Origin of the sequence: Palleronia sediminis, from assembly GCF_004358695.1 — a bacterium.
GTDB classification, from domain to species: domain Bacteria; phylum Pseudomonadota; class Alphaproteobacteria; order Rhodobacterales; family Rhodobacteraceae; genus Palleronia; species Palleronia sediminis.
In genome coordinates this window covers 63,465-79,607 of record NZ_SNAA01000007.1, presented here as the reverse complement: position 1 = coordinate 79,607, position 16,143 = coordinate 63,465, and the positions used below count along the sequence as shown (strand labels likewise).

Annotated in this window: 12 protein-coding genes; 10 read left to right on the top strand and 2 right to left on the bottom strand. The window is 71.0% G+C overall.

The window, feature by feature from the left end; all coding sequences use genetic code 11:
• The first annotated feature begins 50 nt into the window (after positions 1 to 50).
• From polA to E2L08_RS07965, 4 genes are all read left to right on the top strand, one after another.
• Positions 51 to 2,852, top strand: a complete 2,802-nt coding sequence (gene polA / locus E2L08_RS07980) for a DNA polymerase I (RefSeq protein WP_133396541.1) — start codon at positions 51 to 53, stop codon at positions 2,850 to 2,852.
• A 158-nt stretch (positions 2,853 to 3,010) separates the two neighbouring features.
• Positions 3,011 to 3,640 (top strand): hypothetical protein, encoded by a 630-nt coding sequence (locus tag E2L08_RS07975; RefSeq protein ID WP_133396540.1) that lies wholly within the window; start codon positions 3,011 to 3,013, stop codon positions 3,638 to 3,640.
• 94 nt (positions 3,641 to 3,734) lie between these two features.
• Entirely contained in the window at positions 3,735 to 4,259 is a 525-nt protein-coding gene (locus E2L08_RS07970) for a peroxiredoxin-like family protein (RefSeq protein ID WP_133396539.1), read from the top strand.
• A 102-nt stretch (positions 4,260 to 4,361) separates the two neighbouring features.
• Positions 4,362 to 5,261 (top strand): cation diffusion facilitator family transporter, encoded by a 900-nt coding sequence (locus E2L08_RS07965; RefSeq protein WP_133396538.1) that lies wholly within the window; start codon positions 4,362 to 4,364, stop codon positions 5,259 to 5,261.
• 16 nt (positions 5,262 to 5,277) lie between these two features.
• Here E2L08_RS07965 and E2L08_RS07960 read toward each other — a convergent pair whose 3' ends face one another.
• The gene (locus tag E2L08_RS07960; RefSeq protein WP_370450674.1) at positions 5,278 to 5,868 is read right to left on the bottom strand and encodes a DUF1285 domain-containing protein; all 591 of its coding nucleotides are present in this window, start codon (positions 5,866 to 5,868) and stop codon (positions 5,278 to 5,280) included.
• A gap of 63 nt (positions 5,869 to 5,931) precedes the next feature.
• On the opposite strand from E2L08_RS07960, the gene E2L08_RS07955 reads away from it, so the two are divergent.
• The 4 genes from E2L08_RS07955 to E2L08_RS07940 all read left to right on the top strand — a co-directional run bounded on the left by E2L08_RS07955 (position 5,932) and on the right by E2L08_RS07940 (position 12,727).
• Positions 5,932 to 6,933: an AAA family ATPase gene (locus E2L08_RS07955; protein ID WP_133396537.1), complete on the top strand. Its 1,002-nt coding sequence runs from the start codon at positions 5,932 to 5,934 to the stop codon at positions 6,931 to 6,933.
• Entirely contained in the window at positions 6,930 to 7,808 is an 879-nt protein-coding gene (locus tag E2L08_RS07950) for a DUF58 domain-containing protein (protein ID WP_133396536.1), read from the top strand. Before E2L08_RS07955 ends, E2L08_RS07950 begins: the two co-directional genes overlap by 4 nt.
• Entirely contained in the window at positions 7,808 to 10,600 is a 2,793-nt protein-coding gene (locus tag E2L08_RS07945; RefSeq protein ID WP_133396535.1) for a DUF4159 domain-containing protein, read from the top strand. Before E2L08_RS07950 ends, E2L08_RS07945 begins: the two co-directional genes overlap by 1 nt.
• 63 nt (positions 10,601 to 10,663) lie before the next feature.
• Positions 10,664 to 12,727, top strand: coding sequence for a hypothetical protein (locus tag E2L08_RS07940; RefSeq protein WP_133396534.1), 2,064 nt, complete (start codon positions 10,664 to 10,666; stop codon positions 12,725 to 12,727).
• Here the strand turns inward: E2L08_RS07940 and E2L08_RS07935 are convergent.
• Positions 12,724 to 13,431 carry a DUF599 domain-containing protein gene (locus E2L08_RS07935; protein WP_133396533.1) on the bottom strand — a complete coding sequence of 236 codons (708 nt, stop codon included), beginning with the start codon at positions 13,429 to 13,431 and terminating at the stop codon, positions 12,724 to 12,726. The genes E2L08_RS07940 and E2L08_RS07935 overlap by 4 nt on opposite strands.
• A 117-nt stretch (positions 13,432 to 13,548) precedes the next feature.
• Between E2L08_RS07935 and E2L08_RS07930 the strand changes: the two genes are divergently transcribed.
• Positions 13,549 to 14,991: an FAD-linked oxidase C-terminal domain-containing protein gene (locus tag E2L08_RS07930; protein WP_133396532.1), complete on the top strand. Its 1,443-nt coding sequence runs from the start codon at positions 13,549 to 13,551 to the stop codon at positions 14,989 to 14,991.
• A gap of 45 nt (positions 14,992 to 15,036) precedes the next feature.
• Complete coding sequence (locus E2L08_RS07925) at positions 15,037 to 16,125, top strand: FAD-binding protein (protein WP_206076991.1); 1,089 nt, start codon at positions 15,037 to 15,039, stop codon at positions 16,123 to 16,125.
• Positions 16,126 to 16,143: the final 18 nt, after the last annotated feature.

Genomic DNA, 16,143 nt, shown 5'->3' with positions numbered 1-16,143 from the left:
GCCGCCCGGAACGTGGCACATGCCGGGGCCAGAAACCTGAGGATCGCGCCATGACATTCGGCAAGGGCCACCGCCTGCATCTGGTCGACGGATCGGCCTTCATCTTCCGCGCCTTCCATGCGCTGCCGCCGCTCACGCGGAAATCCGACGGGATGCCGGTGGGCGCCGTGTCGGGCTTCGTCAACATGCTGTGGAAGATGATCCAGGACAACAAGGGCGCCGATGCGCCCACCCATGCGGCGGTGGTGTTCGACAAGGGCTCGATCACCTTTCGCAACCATCTCTACGACCAGTACAAGGCCAACCGCGAGGCCATGCCCGAGGATCTGCGTCCCCAGATCCCGCTGACCCGCGAGGCGACCCGCGCCTTCAACCTCGCCTGTCTCGAGCAGGAGGGGTTCGAGGCCGACGACATCATCGCCACGCTGGCCTGCCGCGCCCGCGAGGCCGGCGGCGAGGTCACGATCATCAGCTCGGACAAGGACCTGATGCAGCTCATCGGCGGCGGCGTCGTGATGTTCGACGCGATGAAGAATACCGTGATCGACGCCGAGGCGGTCGAGGCCAGGTTCGGCGTCCGCCCCGAACAGATGGTCGACGTGCAGGCGCTGGCCGGGGATTCGGTCGACAACGTGCCGGGCGCCCCCGGCATCGGCGTCAAGACCGCCGCCCAGCTATTGGGCGAGTTCGGGACGCTCGAGGATCTGCTGGCGCGCGCGGACGAGATCAAGCAGCCCAAGCGGCGTCAGACCCTGATCGACTTCGCCGACCAGATCCGCCTGTCGAAATCGCTGGTCCAGCTCGATTGCGACATGGTGCTGGATTACGATCTCGACAGCCTCGCCGTGCGCGAGCCCGATCCCGACACGCTGCTGGGCTTTCTCAAGGAGATGGAGTTCCGCACCGTCCTCAAGCGCGTCTCCGAAGGGCTGGGCGTCGAGACCCCCGCCGTGCCCGCTGCCACGGCCGCGCCCGCCGCCGACGACGCCGATGCCGCCCCGCCCGAGGCGCCTTTCCCCGAAAGCTACGAATGGGTCCGCGACGAGGCCGCGCTGTCGGACTGGATCGCCGCCGCCCGCGCGCAGGGCTTCGTCGCCATCGACACCGAGACCACCGCGCTGAACGAGATGCAGGCGCTTCTCGTCGGCGTGTCGCTGGCGCTGGCACCCGGCCGGGCCTGCTATGTCCCGCTTGCCCACAAGCAGAACGCCGAGGCCGATCTCTTTGCCAGCGATGCGCTCGCCGAGGGGCAGATCCCGATGGAGCGCGCGCTCGAGCTGCTCAGGCCGCTGCTCGAGGACGCGTCGGTCCTCAAGATCGGGCAGAACGTCAAGTACGACTTCAAGATCCTCGCCCGGCTCGGCATCGCCATGGCGCCCATCGACGATACCATGCTGCTGAGCTACGCGCTGCATGCCGGGCTGCACGGGCACGGGATGGACGCGCTGGCCGAACGCTATCTCGGCCATATCTGCACCCCGATCAAGGATCTGATCGGCACCGGAAAATCGCAGGTGACCTTCGACAAGGTCGAGATCGGCCGCGCCGTGTCCTATGCCGCCGAGGATGCCGACGTGACGCTGCGGCTCTGGGACCGGTTCCGCCCGCAGCTTCACCGGTCGCGCGTCACCACCGTCTACGAGACGCTCGAACGCCCGCTGATCCCGGTGCTGGCCCGGATGGAGATGGCGGGCGTGCAGGTCGACCGCGATACGCTGAGCCGCATGTCGGGCAGCTTCGCGCAGAAGATGGCCGGGCTCGAAGAGGAAATCCACGAGCTCGCCGGCGAGAAGTTCAACGTGGGCTCGCCCGCGCAGGTCGGCGAGATCCTGTTCGACCGGCTGGGCCTGCCCGGCGGCAAGAAGGGCAAGGCGGGCAAATACGCGACCCCCGCCGACGTGCTCGAGGATCTCGCGACCGAACACGACCTGCCCGCGCGCATCCTCGACTGGCGGCAGGTCAGCAAGCTGAAATCGACCTATACCGACGCGCTGCAGGATCACATCGACCCCGAGACGGGGCGCGTGCACACCTCCTATTCCATCGCCGGGGCCAATACCGGCCGGCTCGCCTCGACCGATCCCAACCTCCAGAACATCCCCGTCCGCTCCGAAGAGGGGCGCCGCATCCGCGAGGCCTTCGTCGCGCCGCCGGGCAAACGACTGGTCAGCCTCGACTATTCCCAGATCGAGCTGCGCATCCTCGCCCATATCGCCGGGATCGACGCGCTGAAACAGGCCTTCCGCGAGGGGCAGGACATCCATGCCGCCACCGCGTCCGAGATGTTCGGCGTGCCCTTGGACGAGATGACGTCCGACGTGCGCCGCCAGGCCAAGGCGATCAATTTCGGCGTGATCTACGGGATTTCGGGCTTCGGGCTGGCGCGCAACCTGCGGATCCCGCGCGACGAGGCGCAGGGCTTCATCGACCGCTATTTCGAGCGCTTCCCCGGCATCAAGGACTACATGGCCGAGACCACCGCCTTCGCCAAGGCGCATGGCCGGGTCGAGACGCTGTTCGGCCGCCGCATCCACACCCCCGAGATCGACGCGCGCGGCCCCGGCGCGGGTTTCGCGAAACGCGCGGCCATCAACGCCCCCATCCAGGGCACCGCCGCCGACGTGATCCGCCGCGCGATGATCCGCATGGAGGACGCGATCGGCGACCTTCCCGCGCGGATGCTGTTGCAGGTCCATGACGAACTGCTCTTCGAGGTCGACGAGGGCGCCGAGGATGCCCTGATCGCCGCCGCCCGCGAGGTGATGGAGGGCGCGGCCCTGCCCGCGGTGCAGCTTTCGGTGCCGCTCGATGTCGATGCGGGGCAGGGCGCCAACTGGGCCGAGGCGCATTGAGCCGCGCGCCCTGCCTTGCCGGTCGGGCGCGCCTTTCCCTCTTCTCTTTCTGAAATACCCATACCCGGCAGGCGGCGGGCGGTTCGGCCGGGCCTTTGCGGACCCGACGGCCCCCCTGCCTCGTTGACCCGCGCGAACCGCAAGAGGGGCCGGGGCACGTGCTGGACTGGATCGACGCCAATTCCGGGCCGCTCAACGTCGCGCTGACAACGCTGACGGCCATTGTCTGGCTGGCCTACCTCCAGCTTCTGCATTCGTCGGTCAGCCGCAACCGCCGGCCCATGATCCTCATCAGCCGCAGCATCGAGGCCGGCCGGGCGGCGCGGCTTTTCGTGTCGAACATGGGGGCGGAGCCGATCTATATCGCCTCGATCATCGCCGATCTCGAGACCGCCGACACCCGGTCGGTCGCGATCATCGTCAACCGCGCCGATTTCGACGCGGGCGACAGCGCCCGGTCCCCGCTCGAGTCCACCACCGAAGGGCCGCTGCCCACGGGCGAGTTCATGGATGCAGGCAGTTTCGGGGGGTTGCTCGATCAATTCGCCGCCTATTCCGACCCCAAGGTCGAGGCGGGCGACATCCGCCGCATGACCGTCACCGTCGCCGCCGCGACCGGTCACGCGGCCAAGATTGCGGCAGGTCGGCGCCGGTTCACGGTCGAGGGGACGGGCGACGACACCATGTTCCGCCCCGAGGCGTTCTCGACCGAGCAGGTCAGCGGCTGGCTCCAGCGCCGCCGGCTCAGGCGGCGACTCGACCGAAGCATCCGGCGCCACCGGGGCTGACCGCCGGGCGGGCCGTGCGGATCGGCCCGGCGCGATGCGGAACATTGCGCGGCCTCGCGCGCTGTGGACCCAGCACCGAAAAACCGGAGGCCCCATGCCCCAGACACCCGTTCCGCGCCAGCCGGCGCCCGCGCTCGACCTGCCGCTCATCATCGGCACCCGCTGGCGGCTGTCCGAGCAGTCGCCGGAGCGCTTTACCCAGGTCGTCGTCTATCGCGGCCTGCACTGCCCGATCTGCCAGTCCTATCTCAAGACGCTCAAACGTCATTACGGCGCCTTCGTCGACAAGGGCGTCGAGACGATCTGCGTCTCGATGGAGGGGCGCGAGAGGGTGCAGCAGGCCTATGACGACTGGGGCCTCGACGACATTCCGATGGGTTACGATCTCGACCGTGCGCAGGCCGAGGACTGGGGGCTCTACATGTCGTCGGGGATTTCCGACGCCGAGCCCGAGGTTTTCGCCGAGCCCGCGGTCTTCTGGATCCGGCCCGGGGGCGAGCTCTACCTCGCGAACATATCGAACGTGCCTTTCGCGCGGCCCGATCTCGGGCAGTTGCTGGACGCGGTCGATTACGTCACCGAGAACGACTATCCGGCCCGTGGCGATCTCGCTGCGTGACGTCGGAGGCGTCTCTCGGAAGGCAATCGGAGGCCTCAGTCCCCTCCGATTGCCGCCTAAACCGGGTTGGCACGGGCGGGCCGAGGGATAAGGTCTATCCCCATGCCGCATGACCATTCGCATCACGGGCACCAACATCACCACGGCATCGACCCCGATGCGGGCGACCGGCGGGTCGCGGCGGCCGTCGGCGTCAACCTCGCCCTGACCGTGGCGCAGGTGGCGGGCGGGCTCATGTCGGGCTCGATCGCGCTGATCGCGGATGCGGTTCACAACCTTTCGGACGCGCTGTCGCTGGGCATCGCCTTTGCCGCGCGGCGCATCGCGCGCCGGCCCGCGGATGACACGATGACCTTTGGCTATGGCCGGGCCGAGGTCGTGGCGGCGCTGGTCAATCTCACAACGCTGGTGGTGATCGGGCTCGTCCTCGTCTGGGAAGGGGTCGGTCGCCTTTTCGATCCGCCGCCGGTCGAGGGCTGGATCGTCGTCATCCTCGCCGGCGTCGCGCTGGTCGTCGATCTCGTGACGGTGCTGCTGACGATCCGGCTGGCCAAGGGCAGCATGAACATCCGCGCGGCCTATCTGCACAACCTCGCCGATGCGCTGGGCTCGGTCGCGGTGATCGTGGCGGGCACGCTGATCCTGCTCTACGACTGGCGGCTGGTCGATCCGATCGTCACCATCGGTATCGCGGGCTATATCCTGTGGCATGCGTGGCGCGAACTGCCGCCGGTGATCCGGCTGCTGATGCTGGCCGCGCCGCAATCGCCCGATACCGACGAGGTCCGCCGCGCCATCGCCGCGACCGAGGGTGTCGAGGACGTGCACCATGTCCATCTCTGGCAGATCGACGAGGCCCGCGTCTCGGTCGAGGCGCATCTGGTGGCCGACCCCGCCCGCGCCCCCGAGATCGTCGCCGCGGTCAAGCAGGCGCTGCGCGCGCGGTTCGACATCGCCCATTCGACGCTCGAGGTGGAACGCCCCGGCAGCGGCTGCGCGTGATCCGCGTCCGGCCCGGTCACTCCAGCCCGTCGGCCGGGGCGATGGGAAAGAACGCACCGCCCGAGGCCACGCCGAACCATTGCGCGCCGTCATGCGCGCGGGTCTCGCCCTCGTCGATCAGCCGGTAAAAGCTCTTGCGGTCGATCAGCGCCTCGAGGTTGCGGCGAATGAGCACATAGGGCGCGGGCTCGCCCGTCTCGGCGTCGCGCGTGACGCGGATCGGATGGTCCGGCCCCGCCGCCGCCCGGTCGCCCACATTGGTCACGAAAACCAGCGCGTCGCCCTCGCGATCGAAATCGACGGCGACAAAGGGCGCGTCCTCGACCGTGATGCCGACCTTTTCGGCCGGGGTGACAAGGAAATAGGCGTCCCCGTCGCGGCGCAGGATGGTCGAGAAAAGCCGCACGAGCGGCGCCCGGCCGATGGGCGTGCCCTGGTAGAACCATGTCCCGTCTCGCGCGATCCGCATGTCGATATCGCCGCAAAAGGGCGGATCCCATGTCTCGACCGGCGGAATGGCACCGGGTTTCGCCGCCGCCCGCGCGCTTGCGGCCAGCCCGCCCATGTCGGGTTTCACGGCCATGTGTTGCGCGTCGCGCTTTGTCATTGCATCCGCCCGCGATAGGTCTGCTGTTGAGGACCACAGCATAGATGGCGCGGAGGCTTTGTCATGTCCGACCCGATACTCGAGCAGATCGACGCGCTGGGGGACCGGCTGGCCGAGGCGCGCGCCAGCATCACGCAGCGTTTCATCGGGCAGACGCGGGTGGTCGATCTCGTGCTCTCGACGCTGCTTTGCGGGGGGCACGGGCTCTTGATCGGGCTTCCGGGGCTGGGCAAGACGCGGCTGGTCGAGACGCTGAGCACGGTGATGGGGCTCGACGGCAAGAGGGTTCAGTTCACGCCCGACCTGATGCCGGCCGATATCCTCGGCTCCGAGGTGCTCGAGACCGGGGCGGATGGCAGCCGGGCCTTCAAGTTCATCGAGGGGCCGATCTTCTGCCAGCTTCTCATGGCCGACGAGATCAACCGCGCCTCGCCCCGCACCCAGTCCGCGCTGTTGCAGGCGATGCAGGAAAAATCGGTGACGGTCGCGGGTAGCACCCATGCCCTTGCCCGGCCGTTCCATGTCCTCGCCACGCAGAACCCCATCGAGCAGGAGGGCACCTATCCGCTGCCCGAGGCGCAGCTCGACCGGTTCCTCGTGCAGATCGACGTGCCCTATCCCGACCGCGAGACCGAGCGCGACATCCTGCTGGCCACCACCGGCGCCGAGGAAACGCAGGCCCACGAGGTCTTTACCGCCGCCGACCTGATCGCCGCGCAGGCGCTGTTGCGACGGATGCCGGTAGGCGATGGGGTCGTCGACATGATCCTCGATCTGGTGCGCGCCTGCCGTCCCGACGATCCCAGCGCGACCCCGCAGGTCCGCGAGACGGTCGGCTGGGGCCCCGGCCCCCGCGCGGCGCAGGCGCTCATGCTGACGGTGCGCGCCCGCGCGCTGCTCGACGGGCGGCTCGCGCCCAATGCCGAGGACGTGGCCGAGATGGCGCGCCCGGTGCTGGTCCACCGCATGGCGCTGAGCTTTGCCGCGCGCGCCCGCGGCGAGGATCTGGGCCGCGTCATCGACGCCACCGTGGCCGGGATGGCCGGTGCGAAAGACGCCGCGTGAGCGCGATCGCCCCCCTTCGCAGCCGCGCCGAGGCGCTGGCCGCGCCGTTCCCGGCGCTTCTGGCGGGTGCGCGCCACCTGGCCGCGTCGATGGCCGCGGGCAGCCACGGGCGGCGGCGGCCGGGGCAGGGGGACGAGTTCTGGCAATATCGCGCCGCCCAGCCCGGAGACGAGCTGCGCGCGGTCGACTGGCGCAGGTCGGGCCGGTCGGACACGCATTTCGTGCGGCAAAAGGAATGGCAGGCCGCGCAATCGGTGTCGGTCTGGGTCGATCCCGGCCAGTCCATGCGGTTCGCCTCGCGGGCGAGCCTGCCGCGCAAGGCCGACCGCGCGGCCGAGATCGCGCTGGCCGCATCGGTGCTGCTGATCCATGGCGGCGAACGGGTGGGGCTGAACGATCACGGGTTGCCGCCGCGCGGCGGCGAGGTGCAGCTCATGCGGATGGCGCAGGCGCTGGAGCGTGACCTGTCCCGCGCGCCCGAATACGGCGTGCCCAACGCGCGCGAGATCCCGCCGGGCGCAAGGGCGCTGTTCCTGTCGGATTTCCTGGGCGATATCGACGGGCTGCGCGACGCGCTGACCGCCGCCGCCGATCGCGGCATCAGCGGGGCGCTGGTGCAGGTGCTCGACCCCGCCGAAGAGGCGTTCCCCTTCGACGGGCGCACGATCTTCGAATCGATGGGCGGCTCGATCCGGCACGAGACGCTCAAGGCGGGCGATCTGCGCGATCGCTATCTCGACCGGCTGGCCGCGCGCAAGGACGCGCTGCGCGCGCTCTGCGCGGCGGCGGGCTGGCAATATACCCTGCACCATACCGGCCAGCCGGCCGCGCCCGCGTTGCTCTGGCTTTATGCCGCGCTCGAAAGGGTGGCGTGATGCTTGTGCTGGGGCCCCTGGGCTTTGCCGCGCCCTGGCTGCTGCTGGGGCTCGCCGCGTTGCCGGTGCTGTGGCTGATCCTGCGCGCGATCCCGCCCGCCCCGATCCGCCGCCGCTTTCCGGGGGTCGCGCTGCTGCTGGGGCTGCGCGACGCCGAGGCGCAGGCCGACCGCACGCCCTGGTGGCTGCTGGCGCTGCGCTGCCTTGCCGTCGCCGCGCTGATCGCGGGCTTTGCCGGGCCGGTGCTGAACCCCGATCCGCGCGAGCCGGGCAGCGGGCCGCTTCTCGTGCTGCTGGACGGCACATGGGCCGATGCGCGCGACTGGCCCGCGCGGCTCGACCGGGCCACGCAGGCCCTGGCCGAGGCCGAGCGCGACGGCCGCACCGCCGCCGTGGTCGCGCTGACCGACCCGCCCGCGGGCGATCTGCCGTTCCGCGCTCCGCGCAGTTGGGAAGGGCAGCTTCCCGGTATCGCGCCGCAGCCATGGCAGCCGCAGGACGCGCCCGGCTGGGCCCAGGGGCTCGAAGGCGATTTCGACACGATCTGGCTGTCGGACGGCACCGCGCAGGACTGGCGCGCGCCGGTGCTGGCGGCCTTGCAGGCACGCGGCGAGGTGCGCGTTTTCGAATCGGCGCGCGACGTGCTGGGTCTCGCGCCCGCGCGGTTCGAGGACGGCGCCATCGCGCTGACCGCCCTGCGCGCCCGCACCGACGGCTCGCGCGGCATCGTCGTCGCCGCCCACGGGCCGGACCCCAACGGGATCGAGCGTGAACTGGCCCATGCCGACGCGCTGTTCGAGGATGGCGCGGGGCAGGTCGAGGTCACGCTCGACCTGCCGCCCGAACTGCGCAACCGCGTCACCCGTTTCGAGGTCGAGGGGGTCCGCTCGGCCGGGGCCGTCACCCTGACCGACGATACCCTGAAACGGCGCGAGGTCGCGCTGATCGCGGGGCGCGACGACCGCGAGGGGCTCGAGCTGCTGGCCCCGACCCATTATCTCGAACAGGCGCTGGCGCCCGTGGCCGATATCCTCGACGGCGATCTCGACGAGGTCATCCTCGCCAATCCCGATGCCATCGTCCTGGCCGATGTCGCCACGCTGCCCGATGCGCAGGCCCGCGCGCTGGCGGAGTGGGTCGCGGGCGGCGGTCTGCTGGTGCGCTTTGCCGGGCCGCGCCTTGCCGCGAGCGAGGTCAGCCGCGACACCGAGGACGCGCTGATGCCGGTGCGGCTGCGCGCGGGCGGGCGGTCGGTCGGCGGCGCGATGAGCTGGGGCGAGCCCAAGGCGCTGCGCGCCTTTCGCGACGGATCGCCCTTTGCCGGGCTCGAGGTGCCCGACGACGTGCAGGTGACGGCGCAGGTCATGGCGCAGCCCGATCCGCAGCTGTCCGAGCGCACCATCGCCTCGCTCACCGACGGCACGCCGCTGGTCACGCGCAAGCCGCTGGGCGAGGGGCAGGTGGTGCTGTTCCACGTCACCGCCAATGCCGAATGGTCATCGTTGCCGCTGTCGGGGCTGTTCGTGCAGATGCTCGAACGGCTGGCCGTCTCGACCCGCGCCGCCCGCCCCGAGGCAGCCGAGCTGGCGGGCACGACATGGCGCATCTCGGACCGGCTGACGGCCTTCGGACGGATCGAGGAGGCCGGCAACCTGCCCGGCGTGCCGGGCGAGACGCTGGCCGCGGCCGCCCCCGCGCCGGCGACGCCGCCGGGCCTCTACGCGGGCGAGGATCGCCGCGTCGCGCTCAACGTGATCGGCCCCGACACCGCGCTGGCCCCCGCCGTCTGGCCCGCGGGCGTCCCGGTCGAGGGGCTGGCGGTGACGCGCGAACGCCCGCTCAAGGGGTGGCTGCTGGCCCTGGCCGCGGCCCTGCTGGCGGTGGACGCGATCGCCTCGCTCTGGATCGGGGGGCGGCTGTCGCGTGGCGGCGCGATGCGCGTCGCTCCGATGCTGGCGATGGCGCTGGGGCTGGCGCTCGCCCTGCCGGGCGGGACGGCGCGGGCGCAGCAGGGCGATCCGCAGGCAGAGACCGACGAGGCATTCGCGCTGGCCGCGACCTCGGAGACGGTGCTGGCCCATGTGCTGACCGGCAATGCCGAGATCGACCGCATCGCCGAGGCCGGCCTCAGGGGGCTCGGCGACGCGCTTTTCGCGCGCACCGCGGTCGAGCCCGCGGACCCCATGGGCATCGACCTCGAACGCGACGAGCTGGCGTTCTTTCCGTTCCTCTACTGGCCCGTCAGCCCCGACCAGGCGCAGCCCTCGGATGCGGCCTATGCGCGGCTCAACGCCTATCTGCGGTCGGGCGGGATGATCCTGTTCGACACGCGCGACGCCGATGTGGCGCGGTTCGGGCAGGGTTCTCCCGCGGGACGCAAGCTGCAGGAGCTGGCCCGGCCGCTGGATATCCCGCCGCTCGAGCCGGTGCCCGAGGATCACGTCCTGACGCGGACCTTCTACCTGCTTCAGGATTTCCCCGGCCGTTTCGCCGGCAACGATGTCTGGGTCGAGGCCGCGCCCCCCGATGCCGAGGCGGTTGAGGGGATGCCCTTTCGTGATCTCAACGACAACGTGACGCCCGTGGTCATCGGCGGCAACGATTGGGCCGCGGCCTGGGCGGTGGACGAGAACCGCCGCCCGCTGTTCCCGGTGGGGCGGGGTTTCGGCGGCGAGCGCCAGCGCGAGATCGCCTATCGCTTTGGCGTCAACCTCGTGATGCACGTGCTGACCGGCAACTACAAATCCGACCAGGTGCATGTGCCGGCGCTGCTGGACCGGCTGGGCCAATAGGCGGCGCGCGGCGCCCCTGTCCGGCCGGGCAGGGGTATTTGGGAAAGAGAAGATGAGGCAGTCGTGACCGAAACGGTGATCTTCGACCCGCTGGTGCCCTGGGCAATCGTGGCCGTTCTGGCGGCACTGTCGCTGGTCGTGGTCGCGTTGTCGGCCTGGCGGGGTGGCGCGGGCTGGTGGCTGCGCGGGCTGGCGGCGGTGGCGCTGATCGCGGCGCTGTCCGGCCCGTCGTTGCAGCGCGAGGATCGAGAGGGGCTGAGCGATATCGTCATCGCCGTGATCGACGAAAGCGCTTCGCAGCGGATCGCGGGCCGCGCGGAGCAATCGGCCGAGGCGCTCGACCGGCTCGAGGCCGAGGTCGCCGCGTTGGGCAATACCGAGCTGCGCGTGGTGCGCATGGGCGACGGGGCCGAGGATGCGGGAAGCCTGCTGATGACCGCGCTGGCCGAGGCCATGGCCGAAGAGCCCGCGGGCCGGATCGCCGGGGCGGTGCTGATCTCGGACGGGCGGCTGCACGATATCGACCGCGCGCCCGACCTGCCCGCGCCGCTGCACCTGCTGCTGACCGGGCAGGCCGAGGATTGGGACCGCCGGCTCGAGATCACTTCGGCCCCGGCCTTTGCGATCCTCGGCGAAGAGACGCAGATCCGGCTCAAGGTCGAGCTTCAGGGCGCGGTGCCCGAGGGGCAGGGCGGCGAGGTGCCGCTCGAGATCTCGGTCGATGGCGGCCCCGCGCGCAGCTTTACCGTGCCCGCGAACGAGGAGCTCGAACTGCCCCTCACGCTGCCCCATGGCGGGCGCAACGTGGTACAGTTCCACGTCCCCGCCCCCGAGACCGAGCTGACCGACCGCAACAACAGCGCCGTGGTCACGATCAACGGCGTGCGCGACCGGTTGCGGGTGCTGCTCGTCTCGGGCGAGCCGCATCCGGGCGAGCGGACCTGGCGCAACCTGTTGAAATCGGATGCCAGCGTCGATCTCGTGCATTTCACCATCCTGCGTCCGCCCGAAAAGCAGGACGGCGTTCCGGTGTCCGAGCTGTCGCTGATCGCCTTTCCCACGCGCGAGCTGTTTCTCGACAAGGTCGACGAGTTCGATCTCATCATCTTCGACCGCTACCAGCGGCGCGGCATCCTGCCGTCGCTCTATCTCGAGAACGTGCGCAACTATGTCGAGGCGGGCGGCGCGCTGCTGATCGCGGCGGGGCCCGATTTCGCCTCGGCCGCGTCGCTCTACCGCTCGCCCTTGGGCGATATCCTGCCCGCCGCGCCGACCTCGCGCATCATCGAGCAGGCGTTCCGCCCCGAACTGACCGAGATCGGGCGCCGCCATCCCGTCACCGAGGGGCTGTCGGGCGCGGGCCCGGCCGAGGGCGAGGCCGATTGGGGCCGCTGGCTGCGCCAGATCGAGCTGGTGGCCACCGGGGGGCAGGTCGCGATGACCGGCGCCGAGGGCGGGCCGCTTCTGGTGCTCGACCGGGTGGGCGAGGGGCGCGTCGCGCTTCTGGGGTCGGACCAGGCCTGGCTCTGGTCGCGCGGCTTCGAGGGCGGGGGGCCTCAGCTCGAGCTTTTGCGCCGTCTCGCGCATTGGACCATGAAGGAGCCCGAGCTCGAGGAAGAGGCGCTGACCGCGACCGCGCAGGGCCAGGAGATGACGATCACGCGCCGCACGCTTTCGGGGGCGGCGGGCGACGTCACGCTCGAGGCGCCCGACGGCACGGTGTCGCTGGTGCCGCTCGAAGAGGTGTCGCCGGGCCGGTTCCAGGCGACGGTGACGGGTCCCGAGATCGGGCTTTACCGCCTGACCGAGGGCGATGAGGAGACGGTGATCGCACTCGGCCCCTCGGCCCCGCGCGAGTTCGAGCGCACGGTGGCCAGCGGCGAGACGCTCGCCCCCGCGATCGAGTCCACCGGGGGCGGCATTCGCCGCATCGAGGACGGGCTGCCCGAACTGCGCGCGGTGCGCGAGGGGCGCCCCGCCGCCGGGCGCGGCTGGATCGGCATCACGCCGCGGCAGGCATTCGTCACTGCCGACATCACCGCGCATCCGCTGGTGCCGGCCTGGGTGTTCCTGCTGCTCTCGGCGCTGCTGGCGGTCGGGGCGTGGCTGCGCGAGGGGCGCCGCTAGGGCGTGGCGTCGGGCGGCAGGTCGAGGATCGTGTGCGGCTTGGACGCGAATTCGCGCGACCAGATCACCCAGAGCGTGACCGCCGTGGCCGCCCCCAGCGCCGCGGGTCCGACAAGCCATGCCAGCGCCGCCAGCGCGAAATACATGTACCGCAGCCCGCGGTTGAAGTTCGAGGCCGCGCGGATGTTGATCTCGGCCGCCTGGCTTGCGCGGATGGGCGCATTGGGCGCGGCGGGATCGTTGGGCGCGGCCGCCATGACCACGGCGCAATAGCCGTAGAGGCGGCTCGACCAGACGAAGCGCAGGAACCCGCTGGTCAGCAGCGCCGCGACGAGGGCGAGCTTGATCTGCCAGACCAGCGTGCCGGAATTGCGCTCGCCCAGCTCGGTCGCCACCATGTCGATCCGCTCGGCATTGCCGATCAGCGCCAGCACGCCGCCGATGGCGATGACGCTGGTCGAGGCGAAGAAGGCCGTGCTTTGCCGCAGGATCCCGATGATCGAGGCGTCGAACACCCTCGGATCGCGGGTCAGCATCTCGGTCATCCATTCCCGCCTGTAGCGCATCATCAGCACCGTGACCGAGGGGCGTCGCGCGCCCTCGCGGTCGATCCGCCAGCCGATGCCCCAGACCGAGACGAGCAGAAAGGCGACGGCGGCGAGGTCGGCGGCGGCAAAGGCGTCGAAGGCGTGGGTATAGGTCATGGCCGCGCATGATAGGGCTGCGGCCCCGGCGCGGCCAGACGGGGCCGGATCGCGGGGCCGCGGCTTGATTTCCCGCCGCACCCCGCGCACCATCGCGCACCCGACGGAGGATGCGTCATGGAGATGCCCGACCCCGATGCCCGCGTGATCTCGGCCAAGGCCGATATCGTGCGCCGCCTGTCCGCGGTGGTGGGCAAGGACGCGCTGATCCATGCCCCCGAGGAACTGCGGGCCTATGAATGCGACGCGCTGACGGCCTATCGCTGTCCGCCGCTTGCCGTGGTGCTGCCCTCGACCACCGAAGAGGTGAGCGCCGTCATGGCGATCTGCCACGCCGCCCGCGTGCCGGTCGTGCCGCGCGGGGCGGGCACCTCTCTGGCGGGCGGATCGCTGCCCACCGCCGACAGCGTGGTGATCGGCGTCGCGCGCATGACCGAGGTGCTGGAGACCAGCCATGACGACCGCCTGATCCGGGTGCAGACGGGGCGCACGAACCTGTCGGTGACGGGCGCGGTCGAGGAGGACGGGTTCTTCTACGCGCCCGACCCGTCGTCGCAGCTTGCCTGCGCCATCGCGGGCAATATCGCCATGAACTCGGGCGGGGCGCACTGCCTGAAATACGGGGTCACGACGAACAACCTCCTGGGTGTGACGCTGGTGCAGATGGACGGCACCGTGGTCGAGCTGGGCGGGGGGCACATGGATGCCGCCGGTCTCGATCTGCTGGGGCTGGTCTGCGGCTCCGAAGGGCAGCTCGGGCTCGTCACCGAGGCGACGCTGCGCATCCTGCCCAAACCCGAGGGCGCGCGCCCCGTGCTGATCGGTTTCGACAGCCTCGAGGTGGCGGGCGCCTGCGTCGCCGATATCATCCGCGCCGGCGTCCTGCCCGTGGCGATCGAGTTCATGGACCGCCCCTGCATCCGCGCGACCGATGCGTTTTCGGGCGCGGGCTACCCCGATTGCGAGGCGCTGCTTATCGTCGAGGTCGAGGGTGCCGAGGCCGAGATCGACCAACAGCTCGAACTGATCTGCGCCATCGCGCGCCGCCACGACCCCGTCGAGCTGCGCCAGAGCGGGTCGCCCGAGGAAAGCGCGCGGATCTGGCTGGGGCGGAAGTCGGCCTTTGGCGCGATGGGGCAGATGGCCGATTACATCTGTCTCGACGGCACGATCCCGGTCAGCGAACTGCCCCGCGTGCTGCGCGGCACCGCCGAGCTTGCGGAAAGCTACGGGCTCAAGGTCGCCAACGTGTTCCATGCGGGCGACGGCAACATGCACCCGCTGATCCTCTATGACGCCAACCGCCCCGGCGATCTCGCCAAGGCCGAGGATCTGGGCGCCGATATCCTGCGGCTCTGCGTCGAGGCGGGCGGCTGCCTGACGGGCGAGCACGGCGTCGGCATCGAAAAGCGCGACCTGATGACGGCGCAGTTCACCGGCGACGATCTCGAGGCGCAGATGCGGGTCAAGGACGTGTTCGACCCCGATTGGCTGCTGAACCCCGCCAAGGTCTTTCCGCTCGCGGCCAGCGCCTCGCGTCGCGCGCTGGCGGCGGAATAGGGCGGGACCGAGCGGGCCGAAAGGATGACGACAGGGATGGAGATGATCGAGCCCCGCTCGGAGGACGAGCTTGCCGCGATGCTGCGGGCGGGCGACGGGCCGCTCGTGCCGCGGGGCGGGGACACGCGCGCCGCCGTGGCGGGCCGCGCCCGCCTGTCGACCGCGGGGCTGACGGGGATCACGCTCTACGAGCCCGGCGCGCTGACGCTGGTGGCGCGGGCGGGCACCCCCATGGCCGAGATCGACCGCGCCCTCGCGGACGAGGGGCAGCGCCTCGCCTTCGAGCCGCCCTCGATGGCGGCGGTCCTGGGCCGGGACGGCGTCTCGACCATCGGCGGTGTGGTGGCGACCAACGCCTCGGGGCCGCGGCGCATGGTGGCGGGAGCCTGCCGCGATTCTCTCATCGGGGTGCGGCTGGTCGACGGCACCGGCATGATCGTGTCGAACGGGGGCCGCGTGATGAAGAACGTCACGGGCTACGATCTCGTCAAGCTCATGGCCGGAAGCCGGGGCATGCTGGGCGTCCTGACCGAGGTGAGCTTCAAGACGCTGCCATGCCCCGAGACCGCGCTCACCCTGCGTGCGAGCGGCCTGTCGCCCGAGCGCGCCGTCGCCGCGATGAGCGCGGCGCTCGGCACGCCGTTCGAGGTGACGGGCGCGGCCCACGATCCCGCGCTCGGCGCGACGTGGCTGCGGCTCGAGGGGTTCGAGGCGTCGGTCGCGGCGCGCGCCGACCGGCTGGCCGCCGCCCTGTCGGGCTGGGGCGCGTGGGACCGCGACGCCGATGCCGAACTCTGGCCGCGATTGCGGGATGCGGCCGATTTCGTGGGCGGCGCGGGCGATCTGTGGCGCATCTCGGTCCGGCCATCGCGCGCCGCCGGGGTCGCTGCGCGCCTGCCGGGGCGGTGGCGCATGGATTGGGGCGGCGGGCTGATCTGGGCCGAGACGCCCCGAGGCCACGACCTGCGCGCCGACCTGCCGGGGCTCGAAGGCCACGCGACGCTGGTCCGCGCCTCGCCCGCCACGCATGACCGCCTCGGCACGCTGCATCCCGAGCCGGCCCCGGTCGGCGCGCTCACCGCGGGGCTGAAATCCCGGTTCGATCCGCGCGGCCTGTTCCGCGCCGCCGCCTGACCCCTTTCGGAGAGCCGC